This is a genomic window from Kineosporia sp. NBRC 101731, assembly GCF_030269305.1.
GTDB lineage: Bacteria > Actinomycetota > Actinomycetes > Actinomycetales > Kineosporiaceae > Kineosporia.
This window is the reverse complement of sequence record NZ_BSTC01000003.1, coordinates 161,596-178,421: the sequence shown is the minus strand read 5'-3', so window position 1 is coordinate 178,421 and position 16,826 is coordinate 161,596. Positions and strand designations below refer to the sequence as shown.

3 protein-coding genes (1 of these 3 running past the window's edge) are annotated in these 16,826 nt (G+C 69.6%); 2 read left to right on the top strand and 1 reads right to left on the bottom strand.

Going from position 1 to position 16,826, the window contains the following annotated elements:
• The first annotated feature begins 6 nt into the window (after nt 1-6).
• Together QSK05_RS10935 and QSK05_RS10930 are read left to right on the top strand one after the other, a co-directional pair.
• Nucleotides 7-6,555: a hypothetical protein gene (locus QSK05_RS10935; protein ID WP_285596731.1), complete on the top strand. Its 6,549-nt coding sequence runs from the start codon at nt 7-9 to the stop codon at nt 6,553-6,555.
• A 35-nt stretch (nt 6,556-6,590) separates the two neighbouring features.
• On the top strand, nt 6,591-6,992 hold the full coding sequence (locus QSK05_RS10930; protein WP_285596730.1) for a YbaB/EbfC family nucleoid-associated protein: 402 nt from the start codon (nt 6,591-6,593) through the stop codon (nt 6,990-6,992).
• A gap of 42 nt (nt 6,993-7,034) precedes the next feature.
• On the opposite strand, the gene QSK05_RS10925 is transcribed toward QSK05_RS10930, so the two are convergent.
• Nucleotides 7,035-16,826, bottom strand: partial view of a hypothetical protein gene (locus tag QSK05_RS10925; protein ID WP_285596729.1) — the 3' end only. The gene runs 22,908 nt beyond the window's last position; 9,792 of the gene's 32,700 nt are visible here — the last part of the coding sequence; the start codon falls outside the window, past its right edge; it ends in the stop codon at nt 7,035-7,037.

The following is a 16,826-nucleotide window of genomic DNA, read 5'->3' as shown; positions in this document are numbered from 1 at the left end:
GATCTGATGTCGCCCTTGAGTGACTGGTGCTTCCCCCAGCGGCACAGCGTCCTGGACGGGACCGATGCGCTGTCCGGGGCACGGATCACCGCTGATGCGGGCAGTTTGCGCACGCTCCTGCAGGGTCTGGGGATGCGCCCGGCGATCGCGGGCACAGCGGTGGAGGCGTTCACGTCCGCTGCCACCGCTCTGCGGGAGAGCGGGGCGGCGGCCGCGGATTATGACGACCTGCGCCGGCGTACCAGCGCCTGGATCACCACGGCGATCGAGTTCGGGGCCTGGGGGCGGCTCACCGGCGACCCGGAGCCCGCGGGTGAGGACTGGTCCTCGATCTTCGGTCCGCCGACCGCCGTGAGCACCTCCGGAGCGATCGGTCTGGACGCCCTCGAGCGGGATCTGGGGTTCGAGGGCGACCCGGCGGTCCGGCAGTCATTGAGGACGAGGTGGCTGGCCCGCACGCACGAGGTCGCCTCCGCGCGCCTCGAGGAGCTCACCCCGGGCGTACGTGACGATCTGCGGGCGACGGCGATCAAGCTCGTCGGCCGGAGCACCGGGATGCCCCAGGGCGTCCTGAGTCCTCGGAACCGTTCCCTGGTGCCGATCGTCGCGATGCTGGTCCACGAGCCGGCTCCGGTTGACCTGGGGGCGGTGCGGTCGGTCCTGGACCGGGTGGTGCTGGCCCTCGACCTCGGTTCCCGGGGGATGCCCGGCGGCGCCACCCGGGAGGGCCTTGCCGGGCCTGAGGTCCGGGGCGAGATCCACGAGATGGTTCCGCTGCGCCGTGACGAGCCCGGCGTCACCGTCGAGGACGAGGTGAACCACTTCGGGCCGGCCACCGCACCGGATGCGACGGGACCGGCCACGTTCATCGCCGGCACTCACCCGATGGCGAACATCCGTCCGGTGCCGCAACTGGTCGTCGAGTTCCTCCGGGACCAGGTGCTCGCCGCGATCGACGCGAGTGCGGATCCGGCCCGGCACGCCGGGAGGGAGGTCTACGCGGCCCGCCTGGGGGTGGTCCTCGACGAGCGGCTGCTCAGCACGGCCTGGGAGGAGCTCCGGTCCGAGGCGGGTTTCGAGATCCCGGTGGAACGGCTGGAGGGCGCCGGTCACGCGGTGGCCCTGCGGCTGCGGTTGAGCGATCCGGTGCCGGCCGGCCAGAGGGATCCGGACGGGCAGTTGTCGGGTCAGGCCGTCCAGCTGCAACGGTGGGGGTTCGTCGTGCCCGACACCGCCTCGGTCGCGACCGGCACCGAACTGCGCACCGGCGGGCTCGGGACCACCGTCCACCAGGACGTGCACCGGTACGGCATCAGCCAGGTGTCGCTGAGCGCCTGGTTCCGCGTGATCTACAACCAGATCGGCCGGGTCCTGACCGCGGGACAGGGCACCTCCGGATACACCATCCTGCGCAGCCGGGAGACCTCGCACCTGTTCGCCTACCGGATGCACTGGGAGATCAAACTTCTCGGTCTCCGTGACGCCCACGCCTGGATACCGCTCGAACTCCCGGAACCGTTGGTGGACTCGCGTCTGGGCGTCTGGTTCCCGGAGTCCCAGAGCACCGTGGCCCTCCAGCAGGACGTGGTCGCGCCGACACCGCCCTTGTCGAACATGGTCGAGATTCTCCAGGACGTCCCCCTCCTGGGAGCGGAGGGCTTTCCCCACGCCCAGCAGATCGCCACCGACGTCCTGGACGCGTTCCCTGACCTCGCCGATCTGGACCCCGCGTCGCTCGGCGTCCTGAAGGCCTTCCTGTCGGACAAGGATCTGCGGGCCTCCTTCCCGCTGCTCGCCTTCGGCGGCGGTATGCCTACCCCCGACCTGTACCGCACGTCCGGCGAGGTTCTCGGATACCTGCGCCTGCGGGCGGAACTCGGTCCCGAGCTGGCACCCGTCGGGCCGAGCCTGGCGAAAGGGGTGATCGAGAGCTACATCACCAGCCTGAAACGCGCCCAGATCTCGGTCACGGCCACCAGCGCCCTGAACCTCGCGCTCAGCATCGCCCTGAACGTCAACAACGGCCTGGCGAAGGTCGCCGACTTCGTCGCCTCGCTGAGCGCGTCGCTGGAGTTCCGGTCGGTGCGGACCCTGAGCGCCGGCGGCACCGCCCGCATGGTCCGGTCCCTGCGGGTGGCCGGGGTGACCCAGCGCGTCCGCGGCACCTTCAGCCTGACCGCCGAGCTCGTCCGCCCGGCCGGCAACCCGCTCACCCCGCGGGCAGCGTCCCGGCTGCTGGGCGCCCGCTATCCCGTCAACCTGCAGGTCCCCCCGAACGAGGCCCTGGAGAGCCCGAAGGAACAACCGGAGCAGCACCTGCCACCGGAACTGCTGCACCTGCGGGTCCTGGGGCTGAGTACCACGACGACCCTCGTGACCGGGGTCGCGCCCCTGGTCGACGAGCTGGAGGTCCACCTGCGCGCCCAGGGATACCTGGCGGCCCCCGCCGTGGTCGACACCCACGTCGCGAACGCCCTGCAGATGCTGGCGGACAACCCCCTCACGCGACTGGCGTCCGACGTCCACGCCGTCGACCAGGCGCGCCTGGCGAATCAGCGCAAGCTCGACGAGCTGAGGCGCCGGGACACCCTGCGGGCGGCCGTGGACAACGCGATCGACGGCGGCGCCCCCGTGAGCTTCGAGATCCCCACCAAGACCGGCACCGAGAGGATCTCGGTGACCCTGACCACGCGACGGCAGTACCTGGCCGGCGGGGACGAGGTGGGGGTGACGCGCGGCCGGATCCTGCCGAAGATCCAGACCCTGAACTTCATCGGTTCCAGCCTGCCGGGCGAGTCGTCGGTCGCGCTGACCCCCGCCGCCCTGACCGGTGAGGCGAACCTCTCCGGTCAGGTCGGCGGTCACGTCACCACCGGCAAGAAGCCCGCTTACACCGACGGTGCGGTTCTCGGGGGCGGAATCGGCGCGGGCCGCTCCACCACTCACGTCAGCGGCTCGAGCCTCGGCACCGGCCACGAGTACTACATGATGAGCCCCAGCAGCCAGGGCACCACCCAGTTCGGTGTCCCGGTCGTCCACACTCTGAGGGCCGTAGACTCGTACGGCGCGAAAACGTCTTTCGGCACGTCCGGGGGTCAGGTCGTCCTGACCGTTCCGCACTACCGTCTGCTGGAGAAGGCATCGACGGATCCGCGCCCCGTCCGAAGGCCTCCGGCCCAGGAGGTGACGCCGGAGGACGCCTCCGGGTTCGCCGCCCTGGACCACGAGGTCGTGCTGCCCGAGACCGCGCTCCTCGAATGGGTCACGGGCAGCGGCGCCCTGCAGGATCTGGTGCGTACCCACCTCGGTGAGATCCAGGTACGGGACGAGGTGACGGCCGACGGGCTGACCTCGGTGCCCGACCGGGTAGCTGCGGCGGGGGCAGTCGTGGTCGCCGGCCCCGGAGCGGCCGTCGTGCAGCCTCCGCGCACGGCCCTGGGCATCGTCGGCGGCTGGCTGAGGACCGCCTGGCACGCCCTGGCGACGAGCCCGTTCCGGGTCGCCGCGGCGGTCGGGGGAGAAGACCTGGCCGGGGCCGCGTCCCATCCACGCACCATGCTGCACAGCGCCCTGTCGGCCGAGCACTTCCACGCGCACGTCCTGCGGATCATGCGCGACTCCTACGTCGTGGAAGGGGTGGCGACATCGGGCATCTGGTCGGGCCAGGACGTCACCCTGGAGATCAAGGGGTATCTCGCGGACGTGAGGGCCGGCGAGCGGACCCCGGAGATGGACGGCGAACGCTGGCTGCAGTCCACCACCGGCCACAACCGGGGCATCACGCGAAACACGTTCCGTCAGGCGGCGGTCCGGGTCCGGGGTCAGGGGCCTGGCCATCTGGCCCCGGGGGTGAGCCACGTGCGCTCGACCGGCTCGACCCGCGCCGAACTGACCGGCGACAACACCAGCGTGATGCGGGTGACGACGGAGGACTCGACCCGGATGCATCCGTTCGACGCCACGCTGGTGTACGTGGTGACGATCAGAACGGGCCGGCAGAACTTCGCCGCCAACGCCGTCGGGGCGGGCACCTCACCCCCGACCGAGCAGGTGATCCGGATGGCCGACGGGATCCGGTTCCTCCTCACGGACAACGATCTCCATAACCACCAGACGTTCGGAAAGCTGGTCGCGGCGAAAGATCCTTCTCTACAGTATCTTCTGACGCCTCCGGCCGACACCCGCGCACTGCCGAGCCCCTTCCGCCGCAGCGGGGGCCAGATCGGTTACGGCACCGTCACCGAGGTGACCTTCGCCGAAGGCCGGGGCGCCCTGCAGCGCGCGATCGTGCAGGCGCTGAACACGACGGCACCCGGCATCACCACTCCGGGGACCCGCAACTACCTGCCCGGCCTCCTGACCCTGGTCAACGAGAACAGCACCTCCCTGGGACGGCGCACGCTGGTGAACCACGGCCCTCAGGGCCACGTGCTGTTCCAGGCGCAGCGACGGTTCGGGATCTGGCCCCAGATCATCACCGTCACCCTCACCGCCCGCCCGGGCGCCACACCGCTCGATGACGTCCGGGGCCGGCTCGTCGCCAGTGGCGGCATGGACAACGTCATCTCCCACATCAGTGCGCTGGGCACGGCCCTGCCCGGTGAGGAACCCCGACGCACCCGGCTCACGGACACCGATTTCCGGACCAGCCGCCTGGACGTGCAGCCCACCGGCCGGCTCCAGCTCGCCGAGCTGACCCCGACACTGACCTCCGAGTCACGCAACAGCGTGACCCGGTCGGTCACGTCCACCCGTGAGCTGCGCACCTGGGGACGCACCATGGACTCCGCCCAGTTCACCCTCGGCTACGTGTTCGGGGTGGACGTCTCCGTGCGATCGGCCTACGACCACTCTCTGGCCGCCCTGAAACAGGCCCTGACTCTGGTGATGGCGCTGGGCTACGTGACCCTGGTGCTCGAGCTCCTGCAGAACGCGGTGCGACGAGCGACCGGGACCCCGGACCGCGTCGTCCTCGCAGCCCCGGTGATCCTCCCCCCGCCGACCATCACGCTCGCGGCCCAGGTCCACCTCCGGTTCCAAACCGGGGAGACCGAGCCGGCCGATGCCGAAACCCTCAACCCGGAAACGGAATCCGTGGAGCCCTGGCGCCAGGGCTCCATCACCACGACCGATCCGGTCTCCCGCACCGCCGCCCGGGCCGAGACGTCGATCGACCATGTCGCCGTTCCCGTGGGCGGTGAAGCGCTCGGCCTCACCCCGGACCGCGTCTGGCAGCCGCGGCGGCCGGTGCAAATCTACGACGTGCCCGGCATCGAGCACCTGGTGACAGCCGTCGAGCAGGTCGCCCCGGCCGACTGGTTCCCCCTGTTCCCGCCGACCTCGCGATCGACCGAAGGCATGTTCATCCGTCTCAACCAGCTGGTCAAGTCGGAGCGTCTGGTCTTCGTGAACAGTGCCGCGGCAGCGGCTCTCACCTCCGGCCTGAGCGACGCCGTGAAGATCCGGATGACCCTGTACTCGCCGACGATCGAGGTCACCAGCAAGAACGTCGCGATCGACAACATCGAGGTCGACAACAGCAACCACACCTCCACCACCAACGCCTCTATCACCCGGAGCGCGACGTTCGGGCCCTCCGGTGCCATCGCTCCCGCCGACCTGGGCGGCACCATCCCGATCGTCGGCGGCGCCACGGGCTCCGGAAGCCTCGTCGCCTACGGCAATCAGCTCCGCGAGGTCCTGCGCGTCGGCGCCTCCAGCGAGACCGGGGCGGGCGCCTTCACAGGCCACCGCGTCAGCGCGACGGCCGTGTTCGAGGTCGTGGGACCCCGGAACAAGATCCTTTGGGTCACCTCTCGGGTCGTGCTGCGCACCACCGAGACCCCACCTTCCCCCACCGGAACGTCCGCGCTGGAGAATTGGCTGAGGCGGGCCGCCGGGCCGACGCCCGGCCGGGAGGAGGCCCGGTCGGCCTGGCGGGAGGGCCCCGCCCGATCGGTCCGCGAGGCCCGCCCGTCACCGGACGCCGCAGCGGACACCGACGCCCCCGCCACCCAGGCACGAAACCTCGTCGGCCGACTCAGCCTGTTCGGCGACACACTGACTCTCGCAGAAGGTCCCGAAGCCGAATTCCTCCGGTCCGACGTCGTTCCCGTGATCGCCGACCATCTGCGACACGGCCGCTCCGGAGCGGTCAACGGCAGTTCCCTCCACGAGGCGGTCGAGCGAATCGTCGACGAACTTCACCTGCAGGCACCCGACTTCGACGGGTCCCGGGTGGCATCAGTGCTGGAAGCGCTGGCCCTCGACGTGGCCGCGAGGCCCGACCTCCTGGGCATCGCGCTCCGCGAGGTCGACCGGTTCGCACAGCGGGGCGGGGTGAACGAATTCGACGGGCTCATGAGCCGCATCCTGCTCAGGTACGTGATCCTCGACGGCTCCTTCTCCGAGGTCCCGGCCCTGATCGAGGGCCGGACCCGGGGCGGGGAACAGACACACGCCTGGCTCGACCGCCTGCTCGACATATCCGGTCGGCACCCGTCCTGGAAGGACCGGATCACGGCGCTACGGGAGATTCTCGTCAAGTGCCCGTGACGACTACTGCCCCCCTCACGAAAGAGAGACCACCGATGGACAGCCCTCGCGACGAATCCGGCCGGATCACCTCCGCCCTGGCCGATCTCACCCGCCTCCAGGAAGACCTGGCCCACCTCGCCCATCAGCTGGAGATCAGCACCATCGACGTGTCGAGCGACGACGGATCGATCACGGTGACCATCAGCCTGCACGGATCGATCACCGGCCTGCGGTTCGCCGACGAGCGGCACCGGGAACTGAGCGGCACGGAACTCGCCGTGCACCTCCTGCGCGTGCTGACCCGAGCCCGCGAGGAGGCCATGACCCGGGCCGGTGAGCTGACCGGGACCGCCGAGACGCCCTCCAGCGCACCGAGAACCGTCCTTCCGGGCGACGCGCTCGGCGACCTGCTGATCGGTCTGGACTCGCTGTTCCGGCCCGGTTCGGGCCGATGAGAGCCTGACCACCCAGATCGGGCGGTCAGGCTCTCGCGACGCTCAGAAGCAGCTGACCATGTGGATCTGCAGGTAGGTGATCTTCTCCCGCCAGGCCTCATGGTCGTTGGCGAGGTCGGACAAGCGGTCGTGCCATCCCAGTTTCGTCGTCGGGTCCATGGTGCGGCACACCTGCGCGACCAGTGCGGCGGCCCGCTCCTCGGCACCGGACAGAGCGGTCAGCAGGGCGCTGCTCATGGGCAGATCGAAGGTCCCCAGTTCCAGTCTCTTGGCTGCCCGTCCGAGCAGAAGCACGGCGTCGTCGACCGGAATCGCCCTCTCCGCGAGCTCGACCAACGCCTCGTCCAGCGAGTCCGCCCTCAGCTCGGGCTGCCCGGATTCCGACTGGGGGACGTTCGGGTGACGGCCGGCCACGTCGTCGGTCATCCGCACGTCCGGGTCGGAGGGAGCCTGAACCGCAGCGGCGCCCGGGCCGGTGGTCGAGTGGGGCCCCTGGCCCCGGAGAACCTGCCGGACCAGGTTCCCGGCCAGCCGGCTCGCCGAGTCCAGCTCCTTCCGCACGTCGGGCGGGATCACCTCGTTCGCCGATGTGCCCTGCTCCGTCTGCAGTTTGACCATCAGCATGGTCATGACGACGCTCAGCTGGTGCCGCGCGGTCACCCGGCCGACGTCGTCCCCGAAGTCCTGGTCCCTCGTCCCCGGGGGAAGGTGCTCGGCCAGGATCTCCCCGGCCCAGCGGACCGCCTGGCCCCAGTCCCGCTCGATGAGCGGCGCGAGACCCCGCTCGGCCTGGGCGACGACGTCGCCCCACCAGATCCGGCGGGCTTCCGCCTTCTCCGGGCCGGACAGCGACACCAGGCGCCGCTCCAGGAGCGCGGTCTCGAACTCCTCCTCGATCGAGACCACCACCGGCGTCAGGGCGGTTCCCGGACGGGGTACGAACTCGACCTGAACGGTCACCACTGCCTGATCGGGGCCCTCGGGCCGGAGCCGGATCCTCCTCCTTGCGAGAGGACGATGAGCGGCCGCCCGGGCCGGGTCGGTCTCCATGACCAGGGGGTGGTACTTCGGCAGTCCCCCGACCGGTTCCAGATCGTCCCCGCTCGCGCCGGGCAGAACGTGGTCCAGCCCGCGGCGGCTCAGCTCTCGCATCACCGTCCGCAGGATCCGCTCGTGATGGTGCAGGAGAGGGTTCTTCGCTCGGATGCCCACCGGCTCGGTCAGGGGGCCGGAGTCGAAGGCCATCACTGCGTCGTACACCCTCCGCAGATCGCGCTGGGTCACCCTCATACCACCGTGCATCAGTGTGTCGAAGTCGTCCAGAGCAGTCGGTCGGATCCGTGTGCCGTCCGCTCCCTTGACCAAGGTCCGCCGGCGGAGCACGGCGACGGGTTCGCTGTCGCTCACCGGGTACCGGTCCGGGAGTCCGACCCGATGACTTCCCTCGTGACTGGTCGCCCTCACCGACGAACCGACGTACAGGGTGATCCAGTTCGCCCGTCCTGATCCGGTTCTCACCGTGAGGACGGAAGCGCCGGGCGGGATGATCTCCCCGGTCGTGATCTCGGCCTGGACCCTGACGAACACCTTGCGGCCGTGGGCCCGGAAGCTGTCGGACTCGTTCCAGCTCTGGTGCAGCCCTGTCTTCATGCGGGCAGCCACCTTCTGAAGGTCGGCCTGCCCGACGCCGCGCTCGGGACGCAGGTGAAGGTGAGGGCGCAGTTCCAGCAGTCTGACTCCCGGCCAGTCATCGATCACCCGCGCCCGGAACCGATCACCGAGATCGCCTTCGACCCGAGCCTTGTCCCAGCGGGTCTTGACCAGCCGGGTCAGGAGTTCACCGATCACGTCCGGATCCCGGTCCAGGTGCTCGTCCAGGTCACCGAAGTGTCTCCTGGCATCGTCGCGGGAGACCTGCCTGATCTCCTGAAGGTGCCTCCTGACGTACGTGACGAGCGCCTTCTCCCAGAGCGGTCCTTCACCGACCGGGCGAGGTTCCTGAACGTCCGGCCGAGCCGCCAGGAGATCAGCGACCTGGAGAACGTTCTCGACCACGATCTCCTCCCGACGCGGACCCTCCGGAATCAGGCCGCGCTCGATGTAGTTCAGAAGCACCTGCCCGCTCAGCCGGGTCAGGTGCTGACCGGTCGGACCAGGCAGCAGGGCGCCCAGCGGGTCGGCGACCCCCGGGGACAGGTGAACGATCTCGGCCTGCACCCGGGCGGCCAGTTCCTTGCGGGCGACCCGGCGAGGTCGCAGCAGGCCGGAGCGGTGCAGGGCCTTCTCGTAGATCAGGTCCAGCGACTGCTCCAGAAGACTGCCGGAGTCCAGGTCCCGAGGAGCGCTCAGGTAGCTCTCGATCACCTCCCTGGGCACCTGCGTGCGCACGTACGGGTCCACCAGGGCGTGCGTGATCAGCGCACCGGTGCCCACCGTCATGATCCGTCCCCGCGCCGGGTCGGCGAGGGCCTGGTCGTAGGCCTCCAGCCAGTCGGCTCCCGCGGTCCGTGCGGGCCGCAGCGCCAGGTAGTGGTGACTCGGACGGGGCTCCTGACTGGTCGGGGCCTGCCGGCTGTCGTGAAGGACCGCCCCCGCTCCCGATGGGGCCAGGAACCGCCAGTCGTCGAGCACATCGGCGGCCGCCCCGTCGTCGTAGACCTGGGCGACGGAGACGGTGACGCGCGACGCGTCGGCCGGGAGGGCCTTGGCCGCATCGGACAGCAGACGATCGTCCGACATCACGAAACCCGATCCGGTCCGCAGCAAGTACCTCTGCGGGGCCAGCCTGGCCGGGAGTTCTCGGGGCAGATCCAGCCGGTCCGCCCACTCGTCCCAGGGCAGCGCAGGAAAGAAGCGCCGACCGGTGCGGCCGACCATGACCCTCGAATTGTTCGAGAGGCTTGGCCCCCCAAGAGCATCGGTGACTCCAGGACCGGATCGGTGGGCGCGGAACCAGCCTTCGTAGATGTCCGTCCCCGGGTGCGCCTCGACCGACATCTGCAGAGGCGTGTTCACACTCCCGGCGCCGACGATACGGGAGAAGCCCACCGGCCCCGTCGTGAACACGAGATCGACGCCGAACTCGTCCACGATCTGGGTGCCGAACTCCTGAGGCACGCGGTCGAGGACGAGGCGCACGCGATGTCCCTGCCGACCGGCCAGGAGCCTGCGGACGAGCGCCTGCGTTCCGGGCTGATCGCCCTGGGCCCGCAGAACGATCAGGAGATCGCGGTCAGCCTCCGTCGGAGGTGCCGGGTGCTGCGAGACGTCCATCCCCGTCGGTGTGACCACCCGCCATCCGGTACCCGCGTGGATCGCCCACGTCCGCTCCTGCTTCGAGGGCAGGAAGTCCTTCGCAGGGCCGATCGTCGTGGCCTGAGCGCTGACGCCGTGGGTGAGGGCCGGGCCGGTGTCCGGCCCCGGCTCCCTGAGCGCCGGGCCCAGGTCGTCGACCGTCCAGCCCTGGCCGAACCTTTCGGCCGGGTACCGGTACGGGCGCGTCCGGGTCCATCCCTGGTCGCTGCGCCCCGTCCGGTGATCGATGGGTCCCCGCGCATGGATGACGTCCAGCCCGAACGTGCTGACCAGCTCCCGGACGAGGCGCGGCGACGGGTCGTCCGAGTAGATCCGCCAGCTCGTCCCGTGGGTCGGGGTGACGAGGGAGAAGAAGGTGCGAACCTGTTTCTCGAGTTCCTCCCGACCGGACTGTCCACCGTCCGCGATCACGAGGGCGGCTCGCTCCACCTCGGGCGGCGGCCAGGGCGCGGATCCGGTGAGGCCGCGCCGTGCGAGCCGGTACCTGGGCTGGAACCCCGGGGCGCTCTCCTGCTCGAATGTCCACGCGGGGCCGAACAAGGTGAGCGGATCGGCCGTGCGCCAGCCGCTGTCGGTGTCCATCGGGGTGAGAGCGGTCAGGGACACGTCATCAACGGTGAGCGTCAGGTCCTTCGCCCGGGCCGCGTTCTCCAGACGTTCGATGGGTGCCCCGCCGTCGCCGGAGCGGTCCGACAGCCAGAGCAGTTCCCCCTCGTGATGATGAGCGGCTCCCAGCATCGTGTCTCCCCGGCGCAGGAGAATCGTCGATGCGGGGCCGGATGCCCGCAGGATCCGGGACAGTGCGTCGAACACCGACTCACCCCCTGCGAGAGGGAGCGGTTCGACGTGGTCCTTCGGCGGCTGCCCGTGCAGTACCTCGGCGAGTCGGTGGCCGGTGGTGAACTGGGCGGAGACATGCCGGCGCACGCGCTCACGTGCCCCCGCGAGAATCTTGTCGAGGTCGACGTCGACGAGCGTCAACTGCTCATAGACCCCGACCGGCAGCACCGGCGCGGCCCAGAACGACACCGGCCCGCCGTAGCCGGCGAGGGCGGCCGGCGTGTACCACCGACGCTTGCCGTCGGACCGGTGGACAATCCCCAGCAGTTCGGTGGATGTGCTGACCAGCACGGTGTCGCCATCGTTCACTACACCGTGGTCGAGAGCCGCGGTCAGATCCTGGGGGTCCTTGACGGGCTCACCACCACGGCTGCCCAGCTCCAGTTTCTCCCTCAGGAAGTCGTCCAGGTGGTCATGAACGTGTCCCCGCACGACCGTGTCGTAGAAGTGGTTCACGGCGCCGGGTTCGTCACCTTCCCACCAGCGGGGGTCGGCGCTCGTCCACCACGGCGCCGGAACTCCGTCCGGGCCGACCAAGGCGACGTCCACCCGCCCGTCCTGCGGCATCAGTCCACGTTCCGCGGCTTCGCTCAGCCGTCTCACCGAGGATCCCGCCTGAGGGCTGTCCGCGGCGAGCCAGAGCATCGTGTTCCCGATGTGGGCAGCCGCTCCGGCCAGCGTTCCGTCGCGGTACACCCGTGCGCTCGAGTCGGGGCCCAGGCGTGAGAGATTCGCCTGCAGGCCGTCCGCCAGGAGCATCCGCTGCGGAGCCTCGAACACCGGCTCGACCAGCCCCGCGACCGGCGGAGTCGAATGCAGCAACGTGTGCACCGATGTCTCGGTCTCCAGGCGGGAGAAGACCAGCCGCTGGATGAGGGCCCGCACAACCGGCATCGGTGGCGCCGGACGCTCCGTGCTCCTCAGGATCAGCGTGTGAATGTCCTGAAGCCCCTCGAACCAGTCGGATGCCAGAACCGTCCACTCAGCGAACCCCTGCTCCCCCGTCAGATGCAGATATCCGAGACCGGTTTCCTGATAGGCGATCCCCACGTATCTCGGACCGGACATGACGGCAACGGCCGTGCCCGGCTGTGTCAGCAGTCCCGTGATGATCCGGCGGGCCTGCTCGGCCACCCCCTGCGGGCCGGCCGCCGTCTCCAGACGCTGCCGACCCCGCGCGAGAGTGAACGGCGAGCCCTCCGCTTCCCAGAGTTCCGGGAAATGCATTCCTACCAGGACATCTTCGAACTGCTGACGCTCCAGACCCCCGTCTGCCCCCGGGAGCACGGGCTCTTCGAACACATCCGTCAAGGCGGCGCCGGCGGCCGACTGGGGCAGGCGCGGAGGCGGCAGGAGAAGACGCAGTGCGTCCTGAACCGTCTCGGAACCGGCGGCCGGCCGCTCGGCGGGCATCACCACCGGATCGGTGACGGCTGAACGCCTGGAAGCCGGCTCCGGTGAGGGTGGTGTGACCTCGAGCCGCAGAACCTTCGTGATCAGCCTCACCGCGAGCCCGGTAACCATGCGCTGCTGTGCCCCTGTCGGCACCGGCCGCTCGGATCCCACCGAGACCGACTGCTGTTGAGGCAGGTTCATGATCACCGCGGCCAGGACCTGACGCAGCTGCCGGGCGATGTCCGGCATTCCGGCACCACCGAAGGCCAGGGTTTCCGCCTCCGCCGGGAGATGGCTCGTCACGATCGCCTGGGCCTGCAGGAACGCCGCGCCGCACTCCTCCTCCGTGAGCGGCGTCAGCTGATCGACCGCCGTCTTCACCGTGGAGGTCCACCAATCGCGGCGAATTCCATCGGTGTTCTTACCGAACGACGCCGAGACCCGGTGCGTCAGGCCAGGAACCTGGAGACTCTCCATCACCCGCACGTCCACCGGCGTCAGGTCTCTTCCCGGCCGCGGGGTGAAGGTGATCTGCACCGTCACCCCGTGTGGTCCGGGATCGTCGTTCCAGAGACGGACCTCCCTGGTCACCGGGGTGGCCTGTGAATCCGGTTCCACGGACTGCGGATCCGTCGCGACGACCAGGGGATGCCACTTCGGCAGGCCGCCGGCCTCGCCACTCCCGGCAGCGGCGCGGGGTGGCAGCATGCCATCCAGTCCTTGCCGGAGGAGCTCCCTCCGTACGGTCGTCAGGACCCGTTCCTGGTGGTAAAGCGGATGATCGACCCGTGGACGGGCATCGTTCGTGGTCACCGACTCACCCGCGTCCACGGCCATGACGATCTCGTACAGGCGCAGCAGATCCCGCCGGCTGACGACCTCCCCGCGCGACATCAGAGTGTTCGGGTCGTCCAGGGTGGTCGGGTGGAATCCCGCCAAATAGCCGCGCCGCGGGTTCTGCTCCGACGTCCCTTGCGTCGCCGGGGCGTCTTCTGCCAGACGCCGTTTGTAGAGCACCGAGCGGCGTAGCAGGACCGCGTCCTCCTCGGGCTCGACGTTGTACCGGTCAACCGTGGTGATCCGGTGGGCCAGCTCATGAGCGAGCACCTTCGGCGGCGAGTCGTGGAAAACCGTTTCTGAATTGGCCCTTCCCGGCCCCTTCTTGATCCGCATGACCATGGCGTTGCCGGCGCCCATCTTTCCGGTACTGATCTCGGCACGAACCTTGACGTGCATGGTGCGTCCGTGAATGAGGACACCGGCGGTTTCGTTCCAGCTCCGGTGCACCCCTGCCCGCATCCGGGCCACCACCTTCTGCGCCTCGGCCGCGCTGACTCCTTCCCCAGGAACCAGATGGACGCGTACCTGCACCTCCAGCAGCCGTACTCCGGGGAGATCATCGATCACCCGGACCTGGAACCGGGCCGCCCGGTCCGGTGACACTGCCCGGTCGCGCCACTGCTTCAGGGCCAGGCCGGTCAGGATCTCGCTGAGCACGTCGTGCCGGGAGGCAGTCCGTTCCAGAACACCGAGCCGCCTCTGCGCGGCCTCGAGCGCGTCTGCGTCGAGCTTCAGCAGATGCTCCTTGACGTACCGGGCGAGCTCCGCCTTCCAGGCCGGTCCGTCACTGACGGGAGGCGGATCGGTCACCTCCGCAAGGGATCCCAGCCAGGAGGCGACCTGGGTGAGATTCTTGAGGAGGATCTTCGCCCGGTCCGGTCCGGCCGGCACCACATCCTGATCGAGGAACGCCTGGAGCACCTCACTGTCCACCCGGGGGTGAGGTTCTCTACGGAGCTCGCGAGCGCGGGCAGTGCTGACCGCGTCGAGCAGTGTTCCCAGCGGGTCGTCGACCCCCGCCGCCTTCAGGTGATCCAGTTCCGCCCGCACCTCGTCGCGCACCGTTCCCGCGGCCGAAGGGCCCGGACGCACCAGGCCGGAACGAAGCAGCGCCTGCTCGAGAATCGATTCCAGCCAGTGGTAGGGGGTGCGGTCAATTCCTTGGTCCCCCTCCTCCTTCAGGACTCGCTCGACCTCTTCCCTCGTCGGCAGGGGGATCCGGTTGACGTCGTTGATGATGCCCGGGCCGTCCGGGATGGAGGTGACGCTGACGATCCGGCCTCGACGCGGGTCCGCCAGAGCCTGGTCGTACTCCGCCTTCCAGGACCGGCCCGCCGGTGGCATGGCCATCCGGGCCTGACCATCAATGACCGCCTGCGGGTCACGGCTCAGAGCGACCCTCCGGTTGTCGTGCAGGACGACCCCGCGGTTCGTCCCCATCAGCGCGCGCCAGCCGTCGAGGTATCGGGAGGCCAGGTTCGTGTCGGCCAGCTGAGCGACCGAGAACACCGCGCGCGACGTGTGCTCGGGCAAGGCCGCCACCGTGGCCGAGGCGACGGGGACATCCGAGTGGACGACCCCGGATCGGGTCCGGAGTACGTATGACGGCACCTCTGTCCCCTCGAGCCGGGCGTTGCCGGGAACGCGTTTCGGGATCATCCTGGGCACATCCACATGCCTCGCCTCTTCGCGCACGGCGCCGAGCGTGGACAGGTCCTCCTCCCAGGCGAGCCGGGGGTAGAAGCTGTGCTCCATCGATGCGATCTGGAGCGGGTGGTCCGCGTCCGTAGCGGTCTCTTCCGGATTCGGTTCGGGCTCCCAGACATCCTGGCGGTACGCCCGGTTCCATCCGTTGAACGGGAGTTCTCCGATGTCCATGGCTGTCTGCTCGTAGGGCTGGGTCCAGGCCCGGAAGGGAAGGACCGCGTCATTCGGTCCGGCCGTTTCGTGCCGCAGGCTCACACGCCCCGGTGAATAGACGAGATCGATGGAGAACCCGTCGGCGATTCTGAGAGCGAAGTCCTCACTGACCAGGCTCAGGACGAGGCGCACGCGACTTCTCTCCCGTTCCGCCAGGAGCATGTGGACCAGCTGCTGAACTTCCAGCACCCCGCCGTCACCGATGACGACGAGTACGTGACGCCCCTCCTCGGCCGGGGGAACCGGGAAGCGGGAGACATCCTGGGCCCTCGGGGTGACGACGGTCCAGCCCGGACCGGCGTACAGCGCCCAGGCCAGGCCTCCGTACGAGATCCATTCGTCCGCGCGGCCCAGGGTTTCGGTGGTCTCGACAACGTTCTCGCTCTCCGGCGGCACCGCCCGGAACCCAGGACCGAGATCATCGACGAGCCAGGCCTGGCCGCCGGAGTCGGAGAACTGCTGGTAGGACCGGGTCCTCAACCAGATGATCTCGCTGAGCAGCGAGTCCTGGCCGACCCGATCCAGCGTGTGCACGATGTCCAGCTCGAAATCGCTGACCAGTTCGCGGATGAAGGCCGAGGTCAACGGATCGCCGTAGAGCCGCCAGGCCTTCGCCCCCTCGGCCGGCGCGGTCCCGAAGAAGGCCCGGACCTGTCGTTCGACGTCCGCTCGTCCCTGCCTTCCCCGGTCGTCGGCGACGACAAGAGCGGTCCGGTCCTGCTCGGACAGCGGTATCACCAGATCGGCCGGCCGGTTCCCGTGAACCAGGACGGCCCCGGACCCGGTCAGCTCTTCCAAAGTCCATCCGGTGCCGAGTGGGACCAACGAGCCGGTCGTCCGCCAGATACCCGCGAAGCCGTCCGGGGCCACGACCGCCACCGTGATGTCGTCCCCGGACAGAAGTGCTTCCCACTCCTGTCCGCCCCTGGGCAACAGCCCGACCGGCGGCCCGCCGTCCCGCGACCGGTCCGACAACCAGAGCAGGATCCCGGCCTGGTTGTGGCCCGCGCCCAGCAACATCTCACCCCGCCGGACCAGGACGGTCGTTCCCGGGCCGCCCGATTCCACCGTGGTAACCAGCTCTGCCGACACCACGACGCCCTCGGGACGTCGGACCGGCGCGAACTCGTGGTTCGTCCGGGCTCCGTAGAGCAGCTCGACCAGCCCGCCCGCCGTACCGATGCGGCCCGACACGTACTGCCGGATCTTCGCGTGGAGACGCGGCAGCTCCGGCACGAAGTCCGGTCGGTGTCCCACCTCGATCGGGTCCAGCAGCCCGGGCTCCGGCAATACCGCTTCCCACAGCGGCACCGGGCCGCCGAACCCGGCGCCGGCGGCCTCGGAGAACCACAGTCGCCCGGTCGCGGCCAGATGCGCCACCCCCATCAGCGCCCCGCGGGAGCTGACGATGATGGTGTCACCGACGTTCTCCAGTCGTGTCTCGAAAGTCTCCAGGAGATCGGTCTCCACCTGCTCGAGGGGAATCTCACTGCGTTCCGGAAGCCCGAGTTCATGCCGGAGGAG